A 25,484-nucleotide genomic window follows, 5' to 3' on the forward strand; every position below is an offset into this window, starting at 1 on the left:
GACATAAGCTCACATCCAACACGCGTGAGACCCGCAGCCCCCGTCCGTGAGGTGAGCATGTTCGCTGCAGAACGCCACGAGGAGATCGCCCGCACCGTGACCCGCGAGCGCCGGGTCAACGGCGCGGAACTGGCCCGCCGGTTCGAGGTGACCATGGAGACCATCCGACGGGACCTCGCGGTCCTCGAGACACAGGGAAGGCTGCGGCGCGTCCACGGTGGAGCCGTGTCCGTGGACCAGTCCACGAGCGGGGAGCAGGGCATGGACTCCCGCCACCGTCTGGCCACCGCCCAGAAGCGCAGCATCGCCGTCAAGGCCCTCGAACTCCTGGAGGGCGCCGGAGCCGGGGCGGTGGTGCTCGACGCCGGAACCACGGTGGAGGCGCTCGCGGAGCTGATGCTGTCCCGCGACAACCACCTGGAGGGCGGCCAGGAGCAGCTGGTGATCACCCACGCGCTGCACATCGCGGCCAAGCTCGCGGACGCCGAGGGCGTGGGGCTCGAACTCGTGGGCGGACGGATCCGCAAGCTCACGTGGGCGGCCACCGGTTCCCGTGCGGCCCAGCACTACGACCAGCTGCGACCGGACCTCGCGTTCGTGGGCTGCAACGGCGCCCACGCCCGCTTCGGGCTCTCCACCCCGGACCCCATCGAGGCGGTGGTGAAGTCCGCGATCGTGACGGCCGCGCGCCGCGTGGTGGTGCTGTGCGATGCCAGCAAGCAGGACCAGGAGACCCTCACACGATTCTGCTCGCTGGAGCAGATCGACACCTTCATCACCGACCGGGCACCCGTGGGGGACCTCGCGCAGGCCCTCGAAGACGCAGACGTGGAAGTGGTCGTCGCATGATCATCACCGTGACCCTCAACCCCTCCGTGGACCGCACGGTGGACCTCTCCGCCCCGCTGGCCCGAGGGCGCGTGCAGCGTGCGCACGCCACCCGCCAGGACCCGGGCGGCAAGGGCATCAACATCTCGCGGGCGCTCGCCGCCGGGGGAGCGGCCACGGTGGCCATCGCCCCCGGAGACGACACCGACCCCCTGTTCGCGGGGCTCGACGCCGCCGGGGTCCGCTACGACAACGTGTCCACCGGTGCCGCCATCCGCACGAACATCACCGTGACCGAGCCGGACGGCACCACCACCAAGATCAACGAGCCCGGCCCCGCGCTGGACGAGGGCACCGTGGAGCGCATCGTGGAGCGCATCGTGAGCCGCGCCGCCGGTGCCTCGTGGCTCGTGTTCGCCGGTTCCGTGCCCCCGGGGCCCGCCCAAGACGTGTACGCGGTCATCGCGGCACGGGTGCGCGGGGCACTCGGGGCCGCGGCGCCGTCGTACGCCCTGGACACCTCCGGGGCCCCGCTGACCGAGGCGCTGGCCCCGGGAGCGACCGTGCTGCCGGATGTCATCAAGCCCAACGGGCACGAGCTCGCCCAGCTGCTCGGCCGGGAGGACGGCGACGCGCTCGAGGCCGATCCCCGGGCCACGGCCGATGCCGCGCGCATCCTCGTGGAGCGCGGCGTGGGCGCGGTGCTGTGCACGCTGGGCGGCCACGGCGCAGTGCTCGTCACGGCCGACGGCGCGTGGCACGCGGTGCACGAACCGGTCACCGTCCGCTCCACGGTGGGGGCCGGGGACAGCGCGCTGACCGGGTACCTCGTGGCCTCCGAGCGGGGAGACCCCCCGAGCGAGTGCCTGCGCCACGCGGTCGCCCACGGGTCCGCGGCCGCCGCGCTGCCGGGCACCCAGATGCCGAGCGCCGCCCAGACGACCCCCGACGCCGTGCGCGTGACGGAGCTCGGCCCGTTTCCGGCCTCTGCGCAGGCCCCCCGCGCCGCGCAGGAGACGGCCGACGACGCCGCGCGGCCCCGGCCCGCCGTGACGCAACCCGCCGTGACACCACCCGCTGTGACCCCACCCGCTGTAACCCGGCCCGCCGACCCCGCGGGGACGGCGTCAGCGCCCGACCCCGCAGACGGCACCCCGGTCGCCCCCGGTTCCCAGCGCGGGCCCGCGGGTCGTCGTCCCTGATCCACCCACTGCGCGCCGCACCGGCCCGTACCCGAGGAGCACCGAGATGTCAGAACTCATCACCCCCGACCTGGTCCTGCTGGACCGGGATCTGGGCGGGGACACCGACAGCGTGATCCGCGCCCTGGCGGCCACCGTCCACCGCGACGGCCGCGCGCGGGACGCCGAGTCGCTCGCGGCGGACGCGCTCGCCCGCGAGGCCAAGAACGCTACCGGGATCCCCGGCGGCATCGGCATCCCGCACTGCCGTTCCGAGGCCGTCACCCGGGCCACCCTCGTGATGGCGCGCCTGGCCCCGGCCGTGGACTTCGGTGCCAAGGACGGCCCGGCGGACATCGTGTTCTTCATCGCGGCTCCAGCGGGCGCGGACCAGGAGCACCTCAAGCTGCTCTCCAAGCTCGCGCGCTCCCTCATGAAGAAGCCGTTCGTGGCCTCCCTGCGCGAGGCCGCCTCCGCGGAGGAGGTCGTGGCCGTCGTGGACGGGGCCCTGGGTCTCGCTCCGGCCGACGACGACGCCGCCGCACGCCCCGCGGGGGACGGCACCTCGTCGGCGGGCTCACCCGCGGCCGGTGCGGCGACCGGGGGAGCGGGCGCCGCGGCGTCGTCGTCCCACGGTGAGGACGGTGCGCGGGAGGCCCGTGGCCCGCGTCGGCTCGTGGCCGTGACCGCGTGCCCCACCGGGATCGCGCACACCTACATGGCCGCGGACGCGTTGACCAACACCGCGCAGGAGATGGGGGTGGACCTGCAGGTCGAGACGCAGGGCTCCTCGGGCGCCACCCGCCTGGATCCGCAGGTGATCGCGCGCGCCGAGGCCGTGATCTTCGCGACCGACGTGGATGTCCGCGAGCGCAACCGCTTCGCGGGCCTGCCGTACATCGCCTCGGCCGTGAAGCGGGGGATCGACGAGCCCCGCGAGATGGTCGAGGAGGCGCTCGCCGCCGCGGACGACCCCCGCGCACCGCGCGTCACGGGTGACGGCACGGCCACGGCCGATGCCCTGACCGCGGGCGAGGGCTGGGGCACGCGCATCCGCAAGGCCGTGATGACGGGCGTGAGCTACATGATCCCGTTCGTGGCCGCGGGCGGTCTGCTCATGGCCATCGCGTTCATGATCGCGGACCCGGTGGCCGTCGCGCAGCAGGCGGAGGACATCCTGGGCACCGCCACCCTGGGCAACCTGGGGGACGTGTCCCTGTCCATGTACCTGGGCGCGGTGCTGTTCACGATCGGCAACCTCTCCATGAGCCTGCTGGTCCCGGCGCTCGCGGGCTACATCGCCTACGGGCTCGCGGACCGGCCGGGCATCGCCCCGGGCTTCACCGCGGGTCTTGTGGCCAACTTCATGGGAGCGGGCTTCATCGGCGGCATCGTGGGCGGTCTGCTCGCGGGGCTGTGCGCGTACTGGCTGAGCCTGCCGCGGCTGCCCCGCTGGCTGGGCTCGCTCATGCCCGTGGTGATCGTCCCGCTGCTGGCCTCGCTCTTCGCGGGCGGGCTGCTGTTCCTGGCTATCGGCGGGCCCATCGCGGCGTTCATGACGTGGCTGACCGGCCTGCTCGCCGGGATGAGCGGGGCGTCCGCCGTGGCGCTCGGGGCGGTGCTGGGCCTCATGATGTGCTCCGACCTGGGCGGCCCCATCAACAAGGTGGCCTACTCGTTCGCCGTGGCCGGGCTGGGCACCGCCACCGCGACCAACACCGCGCCCCAGGAGATCATGGCCACCGTGATCGCGGCGGGCATGGTGCCCCCGCTGGGGCTGGCCCTGGCCTCCACCGTGCTGGGCCGGAAGTACTTCACCCCGGCGGAGCGGGAGAACGGCAAGACGTCGTGGCTGCTCGGAGCGTCCTTCATCTCCGAGGGTGCCATCCCGTTCGCGGCGGCGGACCCCCTGCGCGTGATCCCGGCGTGCATGGCCGGAGGGGTGGTGACCGGGGCCATGACCATGGCCTTCGGTGTCACCTCCGCCGCTCCGCACGGCGGCATCTGGATCTGGCCCGTCATCGGCGGCCTCGGAGCTTTCGTGGGCTCCATCCTGGTGGGAACCGTGATCACCGCTGTCCTGGTGACGCTCCTCAAGCGCGTGGGCGGGGTCGAGAAGCGGGCCGCCGAGACCCCCGGGGTTCCCGCCACCCCGCAGACCGTGGAAGCGTGAGCAGCATGGACGAGAACCGGACGGGGCAGCAGAGCCCCGAGAAGCAGCCCGAGCAGCAGAGCCTGCACGGCGTGGGCGTGAGCCCGGGGCGGGTCATCGCCCCCCTGGTGCACATGGCACCGGCCGTCACGGAGCCGCCCGAGGGGGATCCGCTCACGGGCGACCCCGAGGCGGCGGTCGACCGGCTCAGGGCCGCCGCGCTCGCGGTCAAGGCCGAGCTCACGGAGCGGGCGGCCCGCGCCCGGTCCGAATCCGCGGCCGAGGTGCTCAAGGCCACCGCGCTGATGGCGGGGGACCGGGCCCTGACCAAGAACGCCGGCAAGCTCGTGGTGTCGCAGGGGCTGAGCCCCGAGCGGGCACTGTGGCAGGCCGCCACCGCCTACGCGGACCAGATGCGTGCCATGGGCGGCTACATGGCGGAGCGTGCCGCGGACATCGAGGACGTGCGTGCACGGATCGTCGCGCAGTTGCGCGGGGAGGACGCCCCCGGCGTGCCCCAGCGCCGTGAGCCGTTCGTGCTCGCCGCCGAGGACCTCGCGCCCGCGGACACGGCGGTGCTCGACCCCGATGTGGTGCTGGCCCTGGTGACCGAGTCCGGCGGTCCGCAGTCCCACACCGCGATCCTCGCCCGCAACCTCGGTCTGCCCGCGGTGGTCGCCGTGGCCGGCGTGCTGGAGCTGCCCGGCGGCACGCGCGTGTACGTGGACGGCGCGGCCGGGGCGGTCGTGACCGAACCGGGCGTGACCGAGGAGCAGGCCGTGGCCGCGTGGCGGCGCGCGAGCGAGCAGCTGGCGTCCTTCGACGGGCACGGCGAGCTCGCGGACGGCACGGCGGTCCCGCTGCTGGCCAACGTGGGAACGGGCGACGACGCCCGCGCGGCCGCCGAGGCCGGCGCCCAGGGTGTGGGGCTGCTGCGCACCGAGTTCTGCTTCCTCGGGCGGGACACCGAGCCCACCGTGGCCGAGCAGGCCGAGGCCTATGCCGAGGTCTTCGCCGCGTTCCCGGGGCGCAAGGTCGTGGTGCGCACGCTCGACGCCGGCGCGGACAAGCCGCTGCCGTTCCTCACCGACGCGCAGGAGCCCAACCCGGCGCTGGGGGTGCGCGGCTACCGCACCGACTGGAGCACACCGGGTGTTCTCGCCCGGCAGCTGGAGGCCATTGCCGCGGCCGCCGCCGAGAGCTCCGCGGACGTGTGGGTCATGGCCCCCATGATTGCCACGGTGGCCGAGGCCGCCCACTTCCGTGAGCTCGTCCACGCGGCGGGGCTGCCCGTGAGCGGCGTGATGGTCGAGACGCCCGCCGCCGCCATGACCGCCGAGCAGATCCTGGACCGCGTGGATTTCGTGTCCCTGGGCACCAACGACCTCACCCAGTACACGATGGCCGCGGACCGGATGCTCGGCTCGCTGGCCGAGCTGAACTCCCCGTGGCAGCCCGCCGTGCTGCGCATGGTCGAGTGCGTGACGCGCGGGGCGGCGTCGGCCTCGCAGTCGCACGCCACCCCCAAGAACGTGGGAGTGTGCGGAGAAGCCGCCGCGGATCCCGCGCTCGCGGTCGTGCTGGTGGGCCTGGGCGTGGACTCGCTGTCCATGAGCGCTCGTTCACTCGCCGCGGTGGCCGCGGTGCTGAGGACCGTGGACACGGAGCAGGCCCGGAGGATCGCGCGTCTCGCACTGCGGGCCACGAGTCCGCAGGAGGCGCGGGACACCGTGCGGGCGGAGCTGCCCGTGCTGGCCGAGCTGGGTCTGTGACGGCACCCGGGGCTGCCCGGAACGAAACCATCCGCAAGACAACGACTAGGAGCTGACATGTCAGAACGCACTGCCACCGTGGCCTCCCGCGTGGGGCTGCACGCCCGACCCGCCGCGATCTTCGCGGAAGCGGCCGGGGAGTACGAGAACCTGGAGATCACCATCCGCGCCGAGGGCGAGGATGCCGAAGAGGGCATGGACGCTTCCTCGGTGCTGTCCCTCATGTCCCTGGGCGCCGCCCACGGCGATCGCGTGGTCCTCGCCGCCGAGGGCGAGGGAGCCGAGGAGGCCCTCGAGCACCTCGCGGGCATCATCGAGACGGACCTCGACGCCGACTGACACTCCCCGCGGTGCACCGGATCCTTTCGGGGATCCGGTGCACCGGTGTCATGCCCGCACGCCTCGGGCCGGGCTCCGGACGCGCGGGGTACGGTGTCCCCATGGTGCGTCATCTGATCCTCGCCGGCCTCGCCGTGGCCACCCTCGCCACGGTCCTCGCGGCAGTTCTCGGTCCCTGGGGATGGTGGTTCCCCGCCATCGCCTTCCTCCTCCTGCTGCTCGTGGCCGTGCGCGACGCCACGCAGCGCAAGCACTCGGTGCTGCGCAACTTCCCCGTGCTGGGTCACATGCGGTTCTTCCTGGAGAAGATCCGTCCGGAGATCCAGCAGTACTTCATCGAGCGCAACTACGACGGCAAGCCCTTCGACCGCGACCAGCGCTCGCTCGTGTACTCCCGGGCCAAGGGCTTCAAGGGGGACAAGGCGTTCGGCACCGAGCTGAACGTCAACGAGCCCGGCTACGAGTACTTCGTGCAGTCGGTGGCTCCCAAACCCGCGCCCGAGGACGAGCACCGCGTGCGGCTGGGCGGCCCGGACTGCCTCCAGCCCTACGACGCCTCGCTGCTGAACATCTCCGCCATGAGCTTCGGCTCCCTGTCCAAGAACGCCGTGCTGGCCATGAACAAGGGTGCGGCCCTGGGTGGGTTCGCGCAGGAGACCGGTGAGGGCGGCCTCACGGAGTACCACCTGGCGCACGGCGCCGACCTCATCTGGGAGTTCGGCTCCGGGTACTTCGGCACCCGGGACGAGCACGGGAACTTCGACCCGGAGGTCTTCCGGGAGAAGTCCCGCCTGCCGCAGGTCAAGGCCATCAACATCAAGCTCTCCCAGGGCGCCAAGCCCGGTCTGGGAGGTGTGCTCCCCGGCTCCAAGGTCACCGCGGAGATCGCGGCGGCCCGCGGCGTGCCCGAGGGGCAGACCTGCATCTCCCCGGCCAGCCACTCGGCGTTCACCACCCCGCGCGAGCTGATCCGGTTCGTGGCGCGGCTGCGGGAGCTCTCCGGCGGCAAGCCCATCGGGTTCAAGCTGTGCGTGGGCTCGCGCGTGGAGATCCTCGCCATCTGCAAGGCCATGATCGAGGAGGGGGTGAGCCCGGACTTCATCATCGTGGACGGCGGTGAGGGCGGCACCGGAGCCGCCCCGCTGGAGTACCAGGACCACGTGGGCACGCCGCTCGTGGAGGGCCTGATCCTCATGCACAACGCGCTCGTGGGCTCCGGTCTGCGGGAGCGCATCAAGCTCGGGTGCGCCGGGAAGATCACCTCGGGCCACGACATCGTGCGCCACATCATCCAGGGCGCGGACTTCTGCATGAGCGCCCGTGCCATGATGATGGCGGTCGGGTGCATCCAGGCCCAGGCCTGCCACACCAACAAGTGCCCCGTGGGGGTCACCACCCAGGATCCCAGGCTCTACCGTGCCCTGGACGTGACGGACAAGGGCGAGCGCGTGGAGCGCTACCACCGCCTGACGGTGGCGGAGGCGGGGCAGATGATCTCCACCATGGGCTGCGAGCACCCCGAGGAGCTCACCCGGGAGATGCTGCGCCGCAAGGTCACGGCCACCCAGTCCACGTCCTACGAGACCCTCTACCAGTGGCTGCGCCCCGGTGAGCTGTTCGAGGGCGTCGAGGGCGGCTGGGGTGAGGACTGGGACTACGCGGACCCGGACCGCTTCTCCGCGGGCCACCCCGGCAAGTACGTGTTCCACGACCGCGGGCCGCTGACCCCGGCCGGCGTGATCCCCGAGGCGGACCGCAGGTACGCGGGCGGCGCCGCCGGCGTGCGCTTCCCGGACGGGCGCCCCGCGGCGGCGTCGTCCCCCTCCGGAGCCCCCGTTGCCGGGGGCTCCCGGGAGAACGGCTCCCCGGCGGGGACCGGCAAGCGCCCGGAGGGCGAGCCCGGGACCACGGCGGGCGCCCAGCACACCACGCGGGACCCGGTTCCCGAGCCAGACAACGTGGATCCGCGTGACGACTCCCGCAGCCGCAACCCCGGGATGGCCTGAGCGCGGAGGGATATCATGTGGGACGGCGTCGCCGCGCGGCGTCGCCCACCGTCCGAGCACGACCCGCGGTCGAAGGATTGAGAGAGCCTTGCGAGAATTCACGGCACGATTTGCCACCGCCCAGGAGATCGCCGAGTGGGACTCCCACGTGACGGCCAACCCGGCGGGCGGCAACCTGCTGCAGTCGGAGGCCTTCGCGGAGGTCAAGAAGGACCACGGGTGGACGCCCCGGCACGTGGTCTACGAACCCTCGGACGGCTCGCGGGCGAGCTACAACCTGGTGCTCGAGAAGAAGGTCCCGGCTCTCGGCAGGCTCTGGTACATGATCAAGGGCCCGGACGTGGAGTCCGTGGACGACATGCCGGGCATCGTGGCCGCCAACGAGCGCTTCGTGGCCGGCGCGGCCAAGGGCGTGTTCGCGATCAAGTACGAGCCCGAGATCGTGGCCTCGGACTACGCCGCCGGGGTGCTCGCGCGCTGCGGGCTGGTGAAGTCCTTCGAGATCCAGCCGAACGACTCCACCGCGGTGCTGGACACGGACATGGACGAGAAGGCCCTGCTGAAGTCCCTGCACTCCCGCGGCCGCAACGCCGTGCGCCGCGCCACCCGCGAGGGCTGCGAGGTGGCGCAGGTTCCGCTCACCGAGGAGAACATGCGCGCCATGTACACCCTCATGGACTCCGTGGGCCAGGGTCACGCGCACGTGAACCTGCGCTCCTACGAGTACTACCGGGTGTTCTGGACGAACTTCGCCGAGCGCGGCCAGGGACGCCTGTACTTCACCTACGAGGACGGCAAGCCCTCCGTGGGTGCCTACGTGATCGCGTACGGCTCCAAGGGAACGTACAAGGACGGCGGCTCCAAGCCCCGCCGCAAGCAGTACGGGGACTCCCACCTGGTGCAGTGGAGCGCGATCACGGACCTGAAGCGGGACCACGGGATCACGCAGTACGACTTCTGCGGCACACCGCCCTCGGACCAGCTCAAGAACAAGGAGCACCACTACTACGGCCTGGGTCTGTTCAAGACGAGCTTCACGAAAACTGTCGTGGACTACGCAGGCGTCTGGGACCAGCCGCTCAGCCGCGCGAAATACGCTGTCTGGACCAACGTGGCGGAGAAGGTCCAGCGTCAGCTGTGGGTGCGCCGCACGGGGCAGCCGTTCTACTGACCGTCCACCCCGCTGCGACACCCGGCGGGTCCACCGCGTCCCGGCCTGAGAGCCGAGGCCCGCACCAGCCACCACACCAGATCTGAGCAGTGCCCGCGGCGGCAGGGAAGGGTCATCCGACGTGAGCGTGAACGAGCAGTTGAGGCACCTGGCGCACCAGGGGTACCCGTCCTCGGGGGAGGCCACGGCCCGCCCCTCGGCCGACGACCAGCCCTTCGGCCCGGGCGGTGACACGGCGCTGCGGGAGGCCGTGCGTTCCACCGCTCCGCGCCGTCGTGCGCATCCCATGCCGCGCCCCACGGAGGAACAGGCGGCCCAGGCCCGTGCGCGCGCCGCCGCACACCCGCACACGGACCCGCACGCCGCGGCCCCCCGCACCGCCGGGCCGCGAACCCTGCGGACGGGTCAGTCGGCCACCGCCGGATCCACCCGGGTCTCCGCCCTGCCCGTGCTCACCCCCGGACAGATCGCCGCGGACCGCGCGGGGCAGGGACACCGCGGCGGGGTCCCCGCCGCGCTCACCGAGCCGATCGGCACCACGTCCCGACGCAGCAGCACCCCGGCGGCCTCGCCCGTGGAGCGCCCGGAGACGGTCGAGCACGAGATCGCCCCGGCCACCACCGCGATCCCCCGGGCCGTGTACCCGGCCGCCCGGGTGGACCCCCCGAAGGCCTCCCGGTCCCTGTTCCGCTCGCTCGTTCAGGGCGACGCCGCCCCCACGGCTCCCATGCGCGTGGTGGACCGTCTCACCTCCACGCCGTTCCGTCACCTGCGCAAGTTCGGCGACGGCTCCGACCGGCAGGCCCGGCGGACCCTGAACTTCGCCCTGCGCCTCGCGGAGACCATGTTCCACTACGGGGCGGACGCCCTGGACGTGGAGAACGCCATCATCGCGGTGTGCGCCACCTACGGGGTGGAGAACCTCGAGGTGGACATCACCAACCAGTCCGTGACCATCAACTACGTGGCCGAGACCACCGCCACGGGCCAGCTCGCGGCCGCGGGGCTCACACCGGCCACCACGGTGGCCGAGAGGGAGGCCGGGGAGAACGCATCCTCGTTCGCGGGCACCCCCGGCACCACCGGGGAGATCCGCGGCTCGGGGACCACCCGTACGGGGGAGGACCCCTGGGGGGACTCCGCGACCTCCAGCCACACCGTGATGCGCGTGGTGCGCTCGTGGACGGACAACTACTCGGGCCTGGCGGACACCCACCAGCTCGTGATCCGCATCATCGAGGGCGAGATGCCGCTGCGCAGGGCGGAGCGGGAGCTCGCGGAGATCAATGCGCGCCCCAAGCCCTACGCCCGCTGGATGGTCACGGCCGCGACCGTGCTCGTGGCCGGAACCCTGGCGCTGGCCCTCGGGGCGTCCTGGGTGGGGGCGTCGGTGGCCGTGGCCTCGGCCGCCGTGGTGCAGATGGTCACCGCCAAGCTCAGCGCGTGGCGGATCCCTGAGTTCTTCACACTCGCCGCCAACGCCTTCGTGGTCACGCTCGTGGCCATCGTGGTCTCCGCCCTCGGTGTGCCGCTGTCGCCGCCCACGGTGATCGCGGGCGGTCTGATCATGCTGCTGCCCACCACGCGCATGGTCTCCACCATGCAGGACGCCATCAACGGCTTCCCGGTGACCGCGGCGGGGCGGCTGCTCTCCACGGCCATGGCATTCCTAGGCATCGTCGCGGGCATTGCCCTGGGGGTGTCCCTGACCGTGAACGTGCTCGGGGTGCCTCCCATCGACATCTCCCAGTCGAGCTTCACCCCCACGGGCAAGCTGACGAACATCGCGTTCATGCTCGTCTCCACCGCCCTGATCGCGGTGTCCATGCAGGTCAAACCGCGGCACATCCCCCCGGCCGTGGCCGCGGCCCTCGCGGGGCTGCTGCTGTACCACGGCGTGGGACTCGTGGACGCCGGCAGCCGGATCGCCACGGGCGTGGGGGCGGTGGCCAGCGGGTGCGTGGCCGCCCTGCTGGCCGCCCGCTCCAAGATTCCCCAGGCCGTGCTCGCGATCCCGGCCATGACGTTCCTGCTGCCGGGGCTCACCCTGTTCCGCGGGATGTACGCCATGACGGTGCAGACCGAGGCCCCGGGCCAGGGCATCAACGAGCTGGTCAACGCCATGGCCTCGATCGTGCTGCTGGCCGCCGGCGTGGTGCTGGCCAAGTACCTCATGCGCCCGTTCATCGAGCAGATGCAGCACCTCTCGCAGCGGCGCAACCGCCGCCGCTGACGGCGCGCGCGGACCTCAGAGGATCTTGCCCACGGGCAGCTTCTTCTCCGCCTGGAACACGTCCTCGGTGCGCCCCCGCGCCCAGTAGCCGGACAGCGACACCTGTGCGCGGTCGAGTCCCCGGACGTCGAACAGCTCCCGACGGGCGGCCTTCATGGCCTCGCGCTCGCCGTGCACGAACGCCTGCACGCCCGTGAGGTCCCCGGGCCACGCGGCCTCCGACAGGCCGACGACGAGCGCCCGCTCACCCGGGCGCTCGTCCGCCCGGTGCACCCACCGCACCCGCACGCCCTCGGGTACGGCCGTGTCCGAGAGGTCGAGCTCGTGGGAGGCGTCCTGGACCTCCAGAACCGCCTCACCGCGCGCGGTGCCCGGCAGGGCCTCGAGGTTGGCGAGCACGGCGGGAACGGCGGCGTCGTCCCCCGCGAAGATGCTCCATGAGGCGGCGGGGTCCGGAACCCACTTCCCGCCCGGGCCCAGGGCCACGATCCGGTCACCGGGCTGGGCGGACGCGGCCCACGGGCCAGCGTGGCCCTCGCTGCCGTGCAGGGCCACGTCGATCCACAGCGTGGCCGTGGACAGGTCCACCCGGCGCAGGGTCATGTGGCGGGACACCGGCTGCTCGTGGGGTGGCGCGCTCTCCCGGACCGCCCAGTAGTCCGGCAGCTCACCGGGAGCGGTGGCCGCGAGCGTCTGCGGGGAGAAGAAGAGCAGCTTGACGTACTTCTCGGGCGGTGCGACGTCCCGGAAGTCCTCGGGGTTGTCGATGCGGCACACCACGCGCACCATGGCGGGCGCGAGACGGGTGCGCTCGAGCACGCTGAGGTTGATCTGGGGCTTGCGGTCCGCGGGCGCTGGAATCCGTGGCATGGCCCCAGCGTAGGGGACCCTAACCCGGCAGCTCCCACGAGACGGGCTCCGCCCCCTGCTCCCGCAGCAGGTCGTTGACGCGCGAGAAGGGGCGGGAGCCGAAGAACCCGCGGGACGCGGACAGCGGTGAGGGGTGCGCCGACTCCACCGTGGGCGCCCCGCCCAGCCAGTCCTTGGTGGTGCGGGCGTCCCGGCCCCACAGGACGGCCACGAGGGGCTGCTGGCGGTCACCGAGTGCCCGGACCGCGCACTCCGTGACCGCCTCCCAGCCCTTGCCCCGGTGCGACGCCGCCGAGCCCGCCTGCACCGTGAGCACCCTGTTGAGCAGCATGACTCCCTGACCCGCCCACGAGGAGAGGTCCCCGTGCGAGGGCGCCTCGATGCCCAGGTCGGACCGCAGCTCCTTGTAGATGTTCTGCAGGGACCGGGGGACCGGGCGGACGTCCGGCGCCACCGAGAACGAGAGCCCCATGGCGTGGCCGGGCGTGGGGTAGGGGTCCTGGCCCACGATCAGCACCTTCACCGCGGACAGCGGCTCCCGGAACGCGCGGAAGATGTTCTCCCCGGCAGGCAGGGTCTGCCGCCCCGCGGCGTGCTCGGCCCGCAGGAACTCGCCCATCTCCCGGATCCGGGGCTCCACGGGCTGGAGTGCGGCGGCCCACTCCGGGTGCATGATCTCGGACAGCGGGCGCGGGGTGCTCACGAGTGGCCTCCTGGTGCGGTGCGTCGCGCGCGGCGCAGTCCCCGCGCGCTAGGGTTGACGCCATGTCTACCACGGGGGAGGAGCTCGACGAGCTGGACCGGGCGGTCCTGGAGCTCGAGTCCGAGCACTGGAAGTACCGCGGCGCCAAGGAGTCCGCGATCCGCTCGCGGCTGGGACTGAGCCCGGTGAACTACTACCAGCGTCTGAACGCCCTGATCTCCTCCGAGGCCGCCGCGCGCCACGCGCCGATGCTGATCTCCAGGCTGCGCCGGGCGCGCTCGCGCTGACCGCTCGTGGACACCGGCCTCGTCCCCTCGGACGCGCGCCAACTGCCGAGCGGGCACCCGGCCGGCCGTGCGATAGTGGCCACTGACAGCGTTGCGCCCGGAGCACCGCGCGGTGCGCGAGCCGGGCCCAGGAGAGCGAGACCATGAGCGAACACCCCCGCGACGAGTTCGACGACGTTCCCGAGGACGGCGCCCGCCAGGGCGCGCACCGCGGCCACAACCCCCGCGCCCGTGAGGGCTCCACGCGACAGTTCCGCACGGTCCTCGTCTCGGGCGTGCTCGCCCTCGTGCTCGGTGCCGTGTGCTTCGTCAATGCGCCCCGCACGGCCCAGGAGGCGCAGTCCTTCGGGAGCGTTGCGGTGTCCCCGGTCGCCGTGACCACCGCCTCGCCTGTGACCTCCGCCTCGCCCGTGCTCGCCGACGCCGCCGCGGCGGGCCAGCGCGCAGCGGCCCCGGGCGGCGTCGAGCGGGTGTGAGACCGACCGGCGTTCAGCCGGGAATGAAACCTGAGCCCAGCACGCGCAGGGGTTTGCGGTTCCGCGCGCGGCAGTGCCACTATGGGATTAGCACTCAGTCGGGTGGACTGCTAACCGGGTCCGGTGGCGGCGGCCCGACGCACGAGTGGACACCACATCACGGTGAGGTGGTCGCGGCGCGGTGAGGACCGCGGTGCGAGCGCCGTCCGTCGCGGGCATCGTGACCAGTCTCGTTTGTCGACCGTCCAGGAGGGACGAATCACATGGCAAAGATGATCGCATTCGATGAAGAAGCACGCCGCGGCCTCGAGAAGGGTCTCAACACCCTCGCGGACGCCGTCAAGGTCACGCTCGGCCCCCGCGGCCGCAACGTGGTCCTGGAGAAGTCCTGGGGCGCCCCCACCATCACCAACGACGGTGTCTCCATCGCCAAGGAGATCGAGCTGGAGGAGCCGTATGAGAAGATCGGCGCCGAGCTCGTCAAGGAGGTCGCCAAGAAGACCGACGACGTCGCCGGTGACGGCACCACCACGGCCACCGTGCTGGCCCAGGCCCTCGTAAAGGAAGGCCTGCGCAACGTGGCCGCCGGTGCGGACCCGCTGTCCCTCAAGCGCGGCATCGAGAAGGCCGTGGCCTCCGTGACCGAGCAGCTGCTGTTCTCCGCCAAGGAGATCGAGACCGAGGAGGAGATCGCCGCCACCGCGTCCATCTCCGCCGCTGACCCCGAGATCGGCAAGCTGATCGCCGAGGCCATGGAGAAGGTCGGCAAGGAAGGCGTCATCACCGTCGAGGAGTCCAACACCTTCGGGCTGGACCTCGAGCTGACCGAGGGCATGCGCTTCGACAAGGGCTACCTCTCCGGCTACTTCGTCACGGACGCGGACCGCCAGGAGGCCGTCCTGGAGGATCCCTACATCCTCATCGTGAACTCCAAGATCTCCGCCGTGAAGGACCTGGTCCCCGTGCTGGAGAAGGTCATGCAGGCCGGCAAGCCGCTGCTGATCATCGCCGAGGACGTGGACGGCGAGGCCTTGGCCATGCTGGTGCTGAACAAGATGCGCGGCGCTGTGAAGTCCGTGGCCGTCAAGGCTCCCGGCTTCGGCGACCGCCGCAAGGCGCAGCTCGCGGACATCGCGATCCTCACCGGCGGCCAGGTCATCACCGAAGAGGTGGGGCTGTCGCTCGAGTCCGCCACGATCGACCTGCTGGGCCAGGCCCGCAAGGTCGTCGTCACCAAGGACGAGACCACCATCGTGGACGGCGCCGGCACCCAGGAGGAGATCGAGGGCCGCGTGGCGCAGATCCGCGCGGAGATCAACAACTCCGACTCCGACTACGACCGCGAGAAGCTGCAGGAGCGCCTGGCCAAGCTGGCCGGCGGTGTGGCAGTGCTCAAGGCCGGCGCGGCCACCGAGGTGGAGCTCAAGGAGCGCAAGCACCGCATCGAGGACGCCGTGCGCAACGCCAAGGCGGCCGTGGAGGAGGGCATTGTCGCCGGCGGTGGCGTGGCCCTCATCCAGGCCGGTGCCAAGGTGTTCGACTCCCTGAACCTCTCGGGTGACGAGGCCACGGGCGCGAACATCGTCAAGGTCGCCATCGACGCCCCGCTCAAGCAGATCGCCCTCAACGCCGGCATGGAGCCCGGCGTGGTGGTCGACAAGGTGCGCGGGCTCGAGACCGGCTGGGGCCTCAACGCCGCCACCGGCGAGTACGAGGACCTCATGGCCGCGGGCATCAACGACCCCGTCAAGGTGACCCGTTCCGCTCTGCAGAACGCGGCGTCCATCGCCGGGCTGTTCCTCACCACGGAGGCCGTGGTGGCGGACAAGCCGGAGCCCGAGGCCGCCGGTGCGGGCGCGGGCGCCGATCCCATGGGCGGCATGGGCGGCATGATGTGATCCCACTCCACTGACGTGGAGCCCCACCCGTTCCGCGGGTGCGACCGTCGAGGGACCCCGGACGCGCACGTCGTGTCCGGGGTCCTTCCATGTCCGGTGGGGCGGGAAGGCGCCGTGGCGTTCCGCGTGTCGGGACGCTTTGGGAGGATGGGCGCATGACGATCATTGCTTCCGCGGACGGTTCGGCGCTCGGCAACCCGGGGCCGGCCGGCTGGGCCTGGTACATCGACCCCACGTCGTGGCACGCGGGCGGCTGGGCGCACGGCACCAACAACATGGGCGAGCTCACCGCCGTGCTGGACCTGCTCGAGTGCACGCGCCACCGGCGGGACGAACCGCTCACGGTCTACTGCGACAGCCAGTACGTGATCAACTCGATCACCAAGTGGATGCCGGGCTGGAAGAAGAAGGGCTGGAAGAAGCGGGACGGCAAGCCCGTGCTGAACGTGGACATCATGAAGGCCCTGGACCGGGAGCTATCCGGCCGCTCGGTCACTTTCGAGTGGGTCAAGGGCCACGCCGGTCACGAGCTCAACGAGGCCGCTGACGTGCGTGCCCGGGCGATGGCCACGGCGTACCAGGCGCGCACCTCCCCCGAGGACATGCCGGTGGGTCCGGGCTTCCGGGACGAGGACGCCACCCCCGCCTCCCGTCACGCGTCCGGTGCCGAGCCCTCCGCCACCGACGCCACCGCACCCGCGTCCGGTGCGGCCGCACCCGTGCACGCCGCAGACGCCGCCGCACCCGCGTCCAGTGCTGCGACGGCCCCGCCCTCTGCCGAGGGTGGTACGTCCCGCCCCGCGGCCACGGGGCACGCTGCCGCCGGTGGCGGCGCACCTGCCGGACCACCGTCTGCGGCACCGGGGGACGGCATGGTCAGCCAGCCGGATCTCTTCTCCGAGCTGGAGGCCGCGTCGCCGCCGAGCGGGACCCAGGAGTCCGCCGGGGTTAGAGCGGACGGGTGGTCGGAGCAGTTCGTGGTGGATGCCGTGCAACGGGAGCGCGCGGCGGTGTGCACCCCGCCCGGGGCGGCGCACGAGACCGCCGGGGCCTCACCCCGTGCGGCGGCGTCGCCCCACGCTGCGGAGCACGCCACCACGCTGCTACACCCCGACCTGCAGTGCATCGACGCGGGCGGTGCCGTCGTGCCGGTGGCGCAGTTCCCGTCCCGAGCCGTGGCGGAGGGCACCCCTGGTGAGGTGCGGGTGACCGCCCTCGGTGCGGATGCCTACCACGTGAGCTACCGGCTCGAGGAGCCCTCGCACGTGACCCGTCGCAGCTCCGTGTGGGTGCGCGAGGACCAGCACAACGACATGGGCCCCTGGCTGCTGCGCTTCCACCAGGTCACGGCGGAGGACTGAGCAGGGCTCAGGATGAGAACATCCGGGCGTTGGCGGCCTCCGTCTCGGCGTACTGCGTCCCGGCGGTCGCGAGCGCCTGGTTGATCTGCGCGACGGCCTGCTCCATCTGGGCCTGCGCGGAGCGCCACGAGCTCAGGGCCTCCTGGAAGCTCGCGGAGGCGGTGCCCGTCCAGGTGCCCTGAAGATCCGTGAGCGTGGCGGTCATGCCGTTGACCTCCGCGCTGAGCCGTTCGATGTGCCCGTGTGCCTGCTGGGACTTGGCGGCAATGGTGTCGCTGTCCACCACGAAGTGAGCCATGATGTTCCTCCTCGGAAAAAGGTGCCGGTGACCGGCCGGTGACCGGCGGGTGCCGGTACGGGTCACGCTACGAAGGGGGAAGGCCGCAGGGACGGGGGGCCGAGGAGGCGGTGGAGCTAGGAGTCCGATCCGCGGCTGTCCACAGGTTCCGTGTGCGGGATCCGCACGGTGAACGTGGCTCCTCCGCCGTCCGTCTGCTCCAGACGGACCGTGCCGTCGTGCTGCTCGATGATCGCGGCCACGATGGACAGCCCCAGCCCGGTGCCCCCGGTCTCACGGGTCCGGGAGGAGTCCGCCCGGTAGAACCGTTCGAAGACCCGCTCGGCGTCCGTGCCGTGGATTCCCGGCCCGTGGTCGCGCACCTGCAGCACGGAGGTGGACCGGCCGTCCACGGCGGGTTCGAGACCCACGGCGAGCTCCAGCGGCGAGCCCGCCGGTGTGTAGCGCAGGGCATTGGTCAGCAGGTTGGCCACCACCTGGCGCAGCTTGGACTCGTCCCCGTGGACCCAGGCGGCCTCCGGGGAGGAGTCCTGCAGGCCCACCACCGTCACGGTGCGGTCGGGAGCGGTCGCGTGGGCGTCCGAGGCGGCGTCGTACGCCAGGTGCAGCAGGTCCACCGCGCCCATGGTGGACACCCGGCGCTCGTCCAGGCGGGCCAGGGTCAGGAGGTCCTCCACGAGCTGCGTCATGCGTTTGGACTCCGACTCGATCCGGTCCATGGCCTTGCCCACGTCCTCGGGCGTCTGCAGCGCCCCGTGGCGGTAGAGCTCTGAGTACCCCCGGATGGACACCAGGGGGGTGCGCAGCTCGTGGGAGGCGTCGGCCACGAACCGCCGCAGCTTGGTCTCGGACCGGGTGCGCGCGTCGAAGGCGTCCTCGATGTGGCCGAGCATCGCGTTGAGGGACGCGGAGAGCTGACCGATCTCGGTGTGCGGGTTGTACCCCTCCATGCGCTGGGAGAGGTCGCCGTCCGCGATCCGTGCGGCAGTGGCCTCCACCTGCCGCAGCGGCTGGAAGGCACGGGTGACCATGACCCACCCCACGGTCATGGCCGCGATCAGGGTGGCCAGTCCGAAGCTGAAGGTCAGCAGGCCCACGCCCGAGATGATGGCGTTCGTACGGGCCATCGGCTCGGCCACCACCACGGACATGTCGAACATCGTGAGCTTGGCGGGCAGCACCCGCCACGTGTCCTCGTCCGAGCCCACGGACCCCACGGTCTCCGCCTGACCGTCGTGGGCCACCACGTAGTCGAGGGTCATCCTGCTCAGATCTGGATCCGGCGGGTCCTCGGCCGTGGGCGCGCCGCCGTGTGCCGTGGCGATCACGTTGCCCTCGGCGTCCAGGAGGTACCCGTTGGTGGGCACCGGCGAGCTCACGTCACCCTCGAGGGTGCCCGTGAGAGCGGTCGCCACCGCGGGGACGGACTGCCGCAGCTCCTGGTCCAGGCTCGTCACGAGCGAGTCCCGCAGCACCGAGACCGCCACCAGCGTGGTCACCATGATGCTGACCGCGAGCAGCACGCCCGTGAGGGCCATGAGCTGCGAGCGCAGGGACGCGGAGCGGAACCGCCGGGCGAGCACGTTCAAGGGATCAGTGGCGCTTGTTCGCGGAGCGCAGCAGGTAGCCCACACCGCGCTTGGTGTGGATCAGGGAGGGCTGGTCGGGATCGTTGTCGATCTTGCGGCGCAGGTAGGAGATGTAGGACTCCACGATGGAGGCGTCCCCGTTGAAGTCGTACTCCCACACGTGGTCCAGGATCTGGGCCTTGGACAGCACCCGGTTAGGATTGAGCATGAGGTAGCGCAGCAGCTTGAATTCCGTGGGGGACAGGTCGATCTCGCGCCCGTCGCGGAACACCTCGTGGGCGTCGTCGTCCAGGACGAGGTCGTCCACCTTGAGACGGGAGTCCTCCTCCTCGAGCGGCTGGGTCCGGCGCAGCACGGCGCGGATGCGGGCCACCACCTCGTCGAGGCTGAAGGGCTTGGTGACGTAGTCGTCGCCGCCCACGGTCAGCCCGGCCACCTTGTCGTCGGTGTCGTCCTTGGCCGTGAGGAAGAGGATGGGGAAGTGCCGCCCGGCCGCGCGCAGCTTGCGGGTCACCGAGAAGCCGTCGATGTCCGGGAGCATGACGTCCAGCACGGCGAGGTCCGGGTCCTCGGCCTCGGCCTTGAGCAGGGCGTCGCGGCCATTGGCGGCGGTGACGACCTCGAAACCGGCGAACCGCAGGGAGGTGGCGAGCAGCTCGAGGATGTTCGGCTCGTCGTCCACGACGAGCAGTTTCGCTTCTGTGGTTTTCGTGTTCATGCGCTCAGTGTCTCCGAATTTTCTGGATGGAAGCTGTCATGCAGCCCGCGGAAAACTGGGAGGGGTGAGCAGGCGGGGGCACGGGGGCTCCGGGACGACGGCGAGCGGCGCTCTCAGCGGTGCGAGCGGCGTCGTGCACCGCCCCGCACGAGCTCCACGCACAGCAGCAGGAACGCCAGGGGGAAGAGGATCGACGGGATGAAGGTGAACCCGGGCCACAGCACCGTGCCCGCGGCAGAGGCCACGAGCACCGCGATCAGGCAGAGGGCGCTCACGCCGGCCAGCACGAGGGCCACCACAAGCAGCACCGGCAGACCTCCCCCGGTGCGGTGGTCGGCGGCGGCGGAGGTGGTGGGTGCGGTGGATTCAGGCATGCCCACAAGGTAGCAAGCCGGGGTTACGCGCTGGGTTGAACGGGGCCGCGGTCGAGCGCGCGGGGGATAAACTGTGGTGTTCGCAAGGCGCCGCGCAGCGGTGGCCGCAACGAGAAGACGAGAGACTGAGGTGATCCGCGTGCCCACGGGCAAGGTCAAGTGGTTCGACGCAGACAAGGGTTTCGGTTTTCTGGCCACCGACGACGGCCAGGAGGTGTTCCTCCACGCGTCGGCACTGCCCCAGGGGGTGACCACGGTGAAGCCCGGCACCCGCATGGACTTCGGGATCGCGGACGGCAAGCGGGGGGCGCAGGCGCTGTCCGCCACCGTGCTCAGCGCACCGCCGTCGGTCACCCGCAACACCCGCAAGCCGCCGGAGGAAATGGCGGTGCTCACCGAGGACCTGATCCGCCTCCTGGACGGGATGTCCAACGGGCTGCGCCGCGGGCGCTACCCGGACCGCTCCCACGGGCACAAGATCGCGGCCATCCTGCGCACCGTGGCGGATGAGCTCGATGTCTGAGCGCACAGCACGGACCACGGACACCGCCCGCGCGGACGCTGCCAGCTCCCCGGCTCCGGCCGGGCAGACCCCGGACACGCAGACGGCAACCGGGCAGACCCCGGACGAGCAGACGGCAACCGGGCAGGCCACGACCGAGCAGGCCCAGCAGGAGCAGACCACCGCGGCCCAGAACCCCACCGAGCAGGGCTCCGCCGACCAGACCCCGGGTGGACGGAGTCCCGATGGGCAGCTCTCGGTGGATGAGGCCCTGACGGAGAAGGACGCACCGCAGCAGGACCCTGGGGAGGGCCCCGCGGCTTCCCGGTCCGCAGCAGCGGTGAGCGCCGCCGAGAGCGGCGCGGAACCGTCGTCGGCTCCGTCCCGCGGCGCGGCGAAGCGGCGCTCGGGACCGCGCACCCGCACGCCCAAGCAGGATCCCGTCCTCACGGAGGCCGTGGACCTGGCCCGGGAGGCGATCGTAGCGGGCGCCCACGAGGACGGCGGCATCGGCGAGCACGTGGGTGTCACCGTCCACGAGGACCGTCTGCTCACGCACCTCTTCGACTGCACGCTCCCGGGGTACCCGGGGTGGACCTGGTACGCCACCGTGTCCCGCGCTCCCCGTTCCAAGCACGTGAGCGTGTGCGAGTCCGGTCTGCTGGCCGGCCCCCGCTCGCTCCTGGCGCCGGCCTGGATCCCGTGGGAGGAGCGCATGAACTCCCTGCACGCGGAGCAGGAGGGCGCAGAGCACGAGGGCACGGAGCAGCCGAGCCCCGAGCAGGCGGAGACCGACCGTCCCGACGACGCCGCGCGCGAGTCCCACGAGGGGTCCGAGGCCGGTGATCCCCCGGCCGGGCAGGACACGGTGTCCGCCGAGGGCGGCACGTCATCCTAGGCCGCGGGTCCGGCGCGGCGGAGCGGGGACCGGCGGCACCGGGTGCCACCGGGATGTTCCGATCGCTGCGGATCCGCAACTACCGGCTGTGGTTCACGGGGGCTCTGGTCTCCAACATCGGCACGTGGATGCAGCGCACGGCGCAGTCCTGGCTGGTGTTCGACGAGCTGACGGATCACGACTCCACCGCCATGGGCGTGGTCATGGCGCTGCAGTTCGTCCCGCAGCTGCTCCTGGCGCCGTACGCCGGGGTGCTCGCGGACCGCTACGACCGGCGCCGCATCCTGGTGCTCACCCAGGGGATCATGGCGCTGCTCGCCGCGGTGCTGGGAACGCTGCTGCTGCTCGACCTCGCGGGGCTGTCCACCGTGTACGTCTTCGCCCTGGCGCTGGGGGTCGTGGCCACGTTCGACGCTCCCGTGCGTCAGACGTTCGTCTCCGAGATGGTCCCGGACACCCACCTGTCCAATGCGGTGGCCCTGAACTCCACCTCGTTCAACTCCGCGCGGTTGATCGGCCCCGCGGTGGCCGGAGTGCTGGTGGCGGCCGTGGGTACCGGGTGGGTGTTTATGCTCAACACCCTCACGTTCGCCGCCATGATCTGGGCAATCGTGCTGATCGACGCCGGGCGGCTGCGGCCCGCCCCGCGCGCCCGCCGGGGGCGCGGCCAGATCCGGGAGGGCATTGGCTACGTGGCGCACCGCCCGGACATCGTGGCTGTCATGGCCACGATCTTCATGATCGGCACCTTCGGCATGAACTTCGCGGTGTACCTCGCGGCCATGGCGGGTTCGGAGTTCGGGCGCGGCTCGGAGGAGTTCGGGCTCCTGAACTCGATGCTCGCCCTGGGCACCGTGACCGGTGCCCTGCTCTCCGCCCGCCGCGAGCGGGCGCGGCTGCGCTACATCTTCATCGGCTGCGCGGCGTTCGCGGTCTCCTGCCTGGGGGCGGCCACGGCGCCCTCGCTGTGGCTGTTCGCCGTGTGGCTGATCCCGTGCGGCGTGTCCTCGCTGACCATCATGACCACGGCCAACGCCTACGTGCAGAGCACCACGGCGCCCGCCATGCGGGGACGCGTGATGAGCCTCTACATGGCGATCTTCATGGGCGGCACCCCGATCGGCGCCCCCGTGGTGGGGTGGCTCACGGACACGTTCGGAGCACGCTGGGGCATGGGCTCCGCGGTCCTCGCGGGTCTCGTGGGCGCGCTCATCGGGGCGTGGTTCGCGTGGCGCCACGTCCCCGCCCGCTCCGGGGCGCCCACGGCGGGCTGAACGCGGCAGGACGACGACGCCGCGGCGCCCGCCGCGCGCTCAGGCCAGTTCGCCCACGGCCCAGTCGATGCACCGCAGCAGCGCGCGCACGTCCTCTGGGGGAACGGACGCGAAGGTGGCGATGCGCAGCTGGTTGCGTCCGAGCTTGCGGTAGGGCTCCACGTCCAGCACACCGTTGGCCCGCAGGACGGAGGCCACCCGGGCCGCGTCCACGGCGGCGTCGAAGTCCACCGTGCACACCACGGGGGAGCGGTGCGCAGGATCGGCGACGAAGGGCCGCGCGTGCTCGCTGCCCTCGGCCCAGTCGTAGACCAGCCCGGAGGTCTCGGCGGTCCGCGCGGCGGCCCACGGCATGCCGCCCTGCTCGAGCAGCCAGCCGAGCTGCTCGTCCAGCATCACGAGCCCGGCAAGGGCCGGGGTGTTGTAGGTCTGGTGCTTGCGGGAGTTCTCCACGGCGGCGGCCAGCGAGAGCACGTCCGGGACCCAGCGCCCGGAGGCCGAGAGACGCTCCACACGCTCGAGGGCCGCGGGGGAGAACGCGGCGAACCAGATCCCGCCGTCGCTGCCGAAGTTCTTCTGCGGGGAGAAGTAGTAGACGTCCGTCTCGGCGATCTCCACGGCCATGCCGCCGGCGGCGGAGGTCGCGTCGACGACCGTGAGGGCGTCGTCGGCCACCACACGGCGCACCGGCATGGCCACGCCCGTGGAGGTCTCGTTCTGCGGCCATGCGTAGACGTCCACGTCCGGCAGGATGCGCGGTCCCTCGGGGCGGGAGCCCGCGGGAGCCTCGAGCATTACGGAGCGTTCCAGGAACGGGGCCCGGTCGGTGACGCTCGCGAACTTGGCGCCGAACTCGCCGAAGGTCAGGTGCTCGGCGCGGGAGCGCACCAGGCCGAAAACGGCGCTGTCCCAGAACACGCTGGCACCGCCGGTTCCCAGCACGATCTCGTAGCCCGCGGGCAGCCCCAGGAACTCGGCCAGCCGCTCCTGGATCCGGGCCACGAGGTCCTTGACTGGGGCCTGCCGGTGGGAGGTTCCCAGCAGCGTCGTTCCGGCCCGGGCGAGGGCACCCAGCTGCTCCGGGCGCACGCGGGACGGGCCAGCCCCGAACCGGCCGTCCTCGGGAAGCAGGTGCGGGGGGATCACGGGCAGATGGGTCACGGTGGGTCCTCCTGGAGGGCGGGACGGTGGTGTGCTCCATTGTGCTCGCCCCGGCCGGTGCTGCGGCGCACGACGACGGCGGGGACGAGATCCGCCTCGTTACAATTATCCTGAATCATTCACACCACGCTGGAGTGCACCCCCCACCGGGGGCCGTTGACCCGCGCGCCGCGGTGCGCAGAAATTCGAGGACGGACCATGAGCGGCGACCTGATCGACACCACCGAGATGTACCTGCGCACGGTGCTGGAGCTCGAGGAGGAGGGCATCACGCCCATGCGGGCCCGCATCGTGGAGCGGCTGCACCACTCCGGGCCCACGGTGTCCCAGACGGTCTCCCGCATGGAGCGTGACGGTCTGCTGTCCGTGGCGCCGGACCGTTCCCTGCAGCTCACGCCCGCGGGCCGTGACACGGCCGTGTCCGTGATGCGCAAGCACCGCCTGGCCGAGCGGCTGCTCGCGGACGTGGTGGGACTGGACCTCGCGCACGTGCACGAGGAGGCCTGCCGCTGGGAGCACGTGATGAGCGAGCGCGTGGAGAGCCGGCTCGTGGATTTGCTCGGTGACCCCAAGGTCTCCCCGTACGGGACGCCCATCCCCTGCCGGGACGGGGACGCCCTCGAGGTGTTCGGCGGCCTCACCCTTCTCGACGCAGCCACGGCGGCCGACGGCGCGCAGTACGGGGTACGACTGCTGCCCGAGGTGGTGCAGGCAGACCCCGAGCTGATCGAGACGCTCAGCTCCGCCGGGATCCTCACAGGGTCACGTGTCACCGCCGAGATCAACCCTGGCGACGAGCAGCGCGTCGTGGTGACCCATGTGGCATCGGGGGTCTCCCTGGACCTCGACGGAGCCACGGCACGGGCCATCCGGGTGAGCGCGACCGCCTCCTGAGCCCGGCCCGCGGGCGGGACCGTGATCTTTCCGATGTGTGGACAACCACACGGCGACCGGTTCGTCGTGCCGCGCCGCGCGGTGCTCCACAGGGCTGTCTCCGCAGGTCAGAGGTATGTTGCCCCTGGTGATGAGCCCATAGGGTCCCCTGTCGATTGATTTATTCTTTGTGATCAAATGGGCTGACTGATAGCCGTGAGTGCCCGATCCGTGATCGGTTGTAATCAAAACGTGACATTCCCGTGATCTGTCCTGTACAGTCGTGACCGTGCCGATCACTGGTCGGATCCGGCACTCCCGAGCGCTCGCCGAGTTCTGCCATGCGCCCCGGGATCCCGTACACAGAACATCCGCATGGCAGAAGCGGGGGAACCACTTCCCGGATTCGTCACAGCCCGTCGAATCCTTGGGGTCAAGCCAGCACGGCCCATCGGCTCGTGCGGCCGGATGTCTCCCATCCGAACCCGACAGCTCACCCCGCAGGCGTAGGGAGGAACAC

Annotated in this window: 23 protein-coding genes and 1 riboswitch; of the genes, 16 read left to right on the forward strand and 7 right to left on the reverse strand. The window is 71.8% G+C overall.

Translation table 11 applies throughout. From position 1 onward, the window contains the following. The first annotated feature begins 57 nt into the window (after positions 1–57). From AABM36_RS04980 to AABM36_RS05015, 8 genes are all read left to right on the forward strand, one after another. Positions 58–849 carry a DeoR/GlpR family DNA-binding transcription regulator gene (locus tag AABM36_RS04980; protein WP_019310261.1) on the forward strand — a complete coding sequence of 264 codons (792 nt, stop codon included), beginning with the start codon at positions 58–60 and terminating at the stop codon, positions 847–849. Continuing rightward, positions 846–2,030 (forward strand): 1-phosphofructokinase family hexose kinase, encoded by a 1,185-nt coding sequence (locus tag AABM36_RS04985; protein ID WP_019310260.1) that lies wholly within the window; start codon positions 846–848, stop codon positions 2,028–2,030. The genes AABM36_RS04980 and AABM36_RS04985 overlap by 4 nt, the downstream gene beginning before the upstream one ends. Positions 2,031–2,076: 46 nt before the next feature. Further along, complete coding sequence (locus tag AABM36_RS04990) at positions 2,077–4,182, forward strand: PTS fructose transporter subunit IIABC (RefSeq protein ID WP_423447673.1); 2,106 nt, start codon at positions 2,077–2,079, stop codon at positions 4,180–4,182. Positions 4,183–4,187: 5 nt separating this feature from the next. After that, entirely contained in the window at positions 4,188–5,933 is a 1,746-nt protein-coding gene (gene ptsP / locus AABM36_RS04995) for a phosphoenolpyruvate--protein phosphotransferase (RefSeq protein ID WP_081477453.1), read from the forward strand. Between the two features lie 57 nt (positions 5,934–5,990). Further along, complete coding sequence (locus tag AABM36_RS05000; RefSeq protein WP_019310257.1) at positions 5,991–6,272, forward strand: HPr family phosphocarrier protein; 282 nt, start codon at positions 5,991–5,993, stop codon at positions 6,270–6,272. A 101-nt stretch (positions 6,273–6,373) separates the two neighbouring features. Further along, positions 6,374–8,278, forward strand: coding sequence for an FMN-binding glutamate synthase family protein (locus tag AABM36_RS05005; RefSeq protein ID WP_019310256.1), 1,905 nt, complete (start codon positions 6,374–6,376; stop codon positions 8,276–8,278). A gap of 88 nt (positions 8,279–8,366) precedes the next feature. Then, positions 8,367–9,449, forward strand: coding sequence for a lipid II:glycine glycyltransferase FemX (locus tag AABM36_RS05010; RefSeq protein WP_019310255.1), 1,083 nt, complete (start codon positions 8,367–8,369; stop codon positions 9,447–9,449). Positions 9,450–9,570: 121 nt separating this feature from the next. After that, on the forward strand, positions 9,571–11,682 hold the full coding sequence (locus tag AABM36_RS05015) for a threonine/serine ThrE exporter family protein (protein WP_019310254.1): 2,112 nt from the start codon (positions 9,571–9,573) through the stop codon (positions 11,680–11,682). Between the two features lie 15 nt (positions 11,683–11,697). Here the strand turns inward: AABM36_RS05015 and AABM36_RS05020 are convergent, their stop codons facing one another. Both AABM36_RS05020 and AABM36_RS05025 read right to left on the reverse strand, forming a co-directional pair. Next, positions 11,698–12,552, reverse strand: coding sequence for a siderophore-interacting protein (locus tag AABM36_RS05020; RefSeq protein WP_019310253.1), 855 nt, complete (start codon positions 12,550–12,552; stop codon positions 11,698–11,700). A gap of 19 nt (positions 12,553–12,571) precedes the next feature. After that, positions 12,572–13,255, reverse strand: coding sequence for a uracil-DNA glycosylase (locus AABM36_RS05025; RefSeq protein ID WP_019310252.1), 684 nt, complete (start codon positions 13,253–13,255; stop codon positions 12,572–12,574). Positions 13,256–13,317: 62 nt separating this feature from the next. Here AABM36_RS05025 and AABM36_RS05030 point away from each other — a divergent pair, with 62 nt between their 5' ends. The 4 genes from AABM36_RS05030 to AABM36_RS05045 all read left to right on the forward strand — a co-directional run bounded on the left by AABM36_RS05030 (position 13,318) and on the right by AABM36_RS05045 (position 17,277). Beyond that, positions 13,318–13,542, forward strand: a complete 225-nt coding sequence (locus AABM36_RS05030) for a DUF3263 domain-containing protein (protein ID WP_019310251.1) — start codon at positions 13,318–13,320, stop codon at positions 13,540–13,542. Positions 13,543–13,685: 143 nt separating this feature from the next. Continuing rightward, complete coding sequence (locus AABM36_RS05035; protein ID WP_019310250.1) at positions 13,686–14,018, forward strand: hypothetical protein; 333 nt, start codon at positions 13,686–13,688, stop codon at positions 14,016–14,018. A 263-nt stretch (positions 14,019–14,281) separates the two neighbouring features. After that, positions 14,282–15,916, forward strand: coding sequence for a chaperonin GroEL (groL, locus tag AABM36_RS05040; protein ID WP_019310249.1), 1,635 nt, complete (start codon positions 14,282–14,284; stop codon positions 15,914–15,916). Between the two features lie 155 nt (positions 15,917–16,071). Then, positions 16,072–17,277, forward strand: a complete 1,206-nt coding sequence (locus AABM36_RS05045; RefSeq protein WP_019310248.1) for a ribonuclease H family protein — start codon at positions 16,072–16,074, stop codon at positions 17,275–17,277. Positions 17,278–17,284: 7 nt separating this feature from the next. Here AABM36_RS05045 and AABM36_RS05050 read toward each other — a convergent pair whose 3' ends face one another. The 4 genes from AABM36_RS05050 to AABM36_RS05065 all read right to left on the reverse strand — a co-directional run bounded on the left by AABM36_RS05050 (position 17,285) and on the right by AABM36_RS05065 (position 20,256). Beyond that, positions 17,285–17,575, reverse strand: a complete 291-nt coding sequence (locus AABM36_RS05050; protein ID WP_019310247.1) for a WXG100 family type VII secretion target — start codon at positions 17,573–17,575, stop codon at positions 17,285–17,287. Between the two features lie 116 nt (positions 17,576–17,691). After that, the gene (locus tag AABM36_RS05055; RefSeq protein WP_019310246.1) at positions 17,692–19,164 is read right to left on the reverse strand and encodes a sensor histidine kinase; all 1,473 of its coding nucleotides are present in this window, start codon (positions 19,162–19,164) and stop codon (positions 17,692–17,694) included. A gap of 4 nt (positions 19,165–19,168) precedes the next feature. Then, entirely contained in the window at positions 19,169–19,882 is a 714-nt protein-coding gene (locus AABM36_RS05060) for a response regulator transcription factor (protein ID WP_019310245.1), read from the reverse strand. Between the two features lie 113 nt (positions 19,883–19,995). Continuing rightward, on the reverse strand, positions 19,996–20,256 hold the full coding sequence (locus AABM36_RS05065) for a hypothetical protein (RefSeq protein WP_019310244.1): 261 nt from the start codon (positions 20,254–20,256) through the stop codon (positions 19,996–19,998). A 139-nt stretch (positions 20,257–20,395) separates the two neighbouring features. Here AABM36_RS05065 and AABM36_RS05070 point away from each other — a divergent pair, with 139 nt between their 5' ends. From AABM36_RS05070 to AABM36_RS05080, 3 genes are read left to right on the forward strand one after another with little or no spacing between them, the layout of a single operon-like run. Then, positions 20,396–20,779: a cold-shock protein gene (locus AABM36_RS05070; RefSeq protein ID WP_029603266.1), complete on the forward strand. Its 384-nt coding sequence runs from the start codon at positions 20,396–20,398 to the stop codon at positions 20,777–20,779. Continuing rightward, positions 20,772–21,656 (forward strand): DUF3027 domain-containing protein, encoded by an 885-nt coding sequence (locus AABM36_RS05075; RefSeq protein ID WP_019310242.1) that lies wholly within the window; start codon positions 20,772–20,774, stop codon positions 21,654–21,656. The genes AABM36_RS05070 and AABM36_RS05075 overlap by 8 nt, the downstream gene beginning before the upstream one ends. Positions 21,657–21,709: 53 nt before the next feature. After that, positions 21,710–22,930: an MFS transporter gene (locus tag AABM36_RS05080; RefSeq protein ID WP_019310241.1), complete on the forward strand. Its 1,221-nt coding sequence runs from the start codon at positions 21,710–21,712 to the stop codon at positions 22,928–22,930. Between the two features lie 39 nt (positions 22,931–22,969). On the opposite strand, the gene serC is transcribed toward AABM36_RS05080, so the two are convergent. After that, positions 22,970–24,091: a phosphoserine transaminase gene (serC, locus tag AABM36_RS05085; RefSeq protein WP_019310240.1), complete on the reverse strand. Its 1,122-nt coding sequence runs from the start codon at positions 24,089–24,091 to the stop codon at positions 22,970–22,972. A gap of 198 nt (positions 24,092–24,289) precedes the next feature. On the opposite strand from serC, the gene AABM36_RS05090 reads away from it, so the two are divergent. After that, on the forward strand, positions 24,290–24,985 hold the full coding sequence (locus AABM36_RS05090; protein WP_019310239.1) for a metal-dependent transcriptional regulator: 696 nt from the start codon (positions 24,290–24,292) through the stop codon (positions 24,983–24,985). 338 nt (positions 24,986–25,323) lie between these two features. Further along, positions 25,324–25,483, forward strand: a riboswitch (cyclic di-AMP (ydaO/yuaA leader). Position 25,484 lies beyond the last annotated feature (1 nt).

It is taken from the genome of Kocuria sp. KSNUG (assembly GCF_049532735.1).
Classification (GTDB): Bacteria; Actinomycetota; Actinomycetes; order Actinomycetales; family Micrococcaceae; genus Kocuria; species Kocuria rhizophila.

Bases quoted from the DNA above. Each gene is read 5' to 3' on its own strand.
- groL (WP_019310249.1), top strand. From the start codon at position 14,282: ATGGCAAAGATGATCGCATTCGATGAAGAAGCACGCCGCGGCCTCGAG.
- AABM36_RS05000 (WP_019310257.1), top strand. From the start codon at position 5,991: ATGTCAGAACGCACTGCCACCGTGGCCTCCCGCGTGGGGCTGCACGCC.
- ptsP (WP_081477453.1), top strand. From the start codon at position 4,188: ATGGACGAGAACCGGACGGGGCAGCAGAGCCCCGAGAAGCAGCCCGAG.
- AABM36_RS05005 (WP_019310256.1), top strand. From the start codon at position 6,374: ATGGTGCGTCATCTGATCCTCGCCGGCCTCGCCGTGGCCACCCTCGCC.
- AABM36_RS05050 (WP_019310247.1), bottom strand. From the start codon at position 17,575: ATGGCTCACTTCGTGGTGGACAGCGACACCATTGCCGCCAAGTCCCAG.
- AABM36_RS05080 (WP_019310241.1), top strand. From the start codon at position 21,710: ATGTTCCGATCGCTGCGGATCCGCAACTACCGGCTGTGGTTCACGGGG.
- AABM36_RS05075 (WP_019310242.1), top strand. From the start codon at position 20,772: ATGTCTGAGCGCACAGCACGGACCACGGACACCGCCCGCGCGGACGCT.
- AABM36_RS05035 (WP_019310250.1), top strand. From the start codon at position 13,686: ATGAGCGAACACCCCCGCGACGAGTTCGACGACGTTCCCGAGGACGGC.
- AABM36_RS04980 (WP_019310261.1), top strand. From the start codon at position 58: ATGTTCGCTGCAGAACGCCACGAGGAGATCGCCCGCACCGTGACCCGC.
- AABM36_RS05060 (WP_019310245.1), bottom strand. From the start codon at position 19,882: ATGAACACGAAAACCACAGAAGCGAAACTGCTCGTCGTGGACGACGAG.
- AABM36_RS05030 (WP_019310251.1), top strand. From the start codon at position 13,318: ATGTCTACCACGGGGGAGGAGCTCGACGAGCTGGACCGGGCGGTCCTG.
- AABM36_RS04985 (WP_019310260.1), top strand. From the start codon at position 846: ATGATCATCACCGTGACCCTCAACCCCTCCGTGGACCGCACGGTGGAC.
- AABM36_RS05090 (WP_019310239.1), top strand. From the start codon at position 24,290: ATGAGCGGCGACCTGATCGACACCACCGAGATGTACCTGCGCACGGTG.
- AABM36_RS05045 (WP_019310248.1), top strand. From the start codon at position 16,072: ATGACGATCATTGCTTCCGCGGACGGTTCGGCGCTCGGCAACCCGGGG.
- AABM36_RS05065 (WP_019310244.1), bottom strand. From the start codon at position 20,256: ATGCCTGAATCCACCGCACCCACCACCTCCGCCGCCGCCGACCACCGC.
- AABM36_RS04990 (WP_423447673.1), top strand. From the start codon at position 2,077: ATGTCAGAACTCATCACCCCCGACCTGGTCCTGCTGGACCGGGATCTG.
- AABM36_RS05020 (WP_019310253.1), bottom strand. From the start codon at position 12,552: ATGCCACGGATTCCAGCGCCCGCGGACCGCAAGCCCCAGATCAACCTC.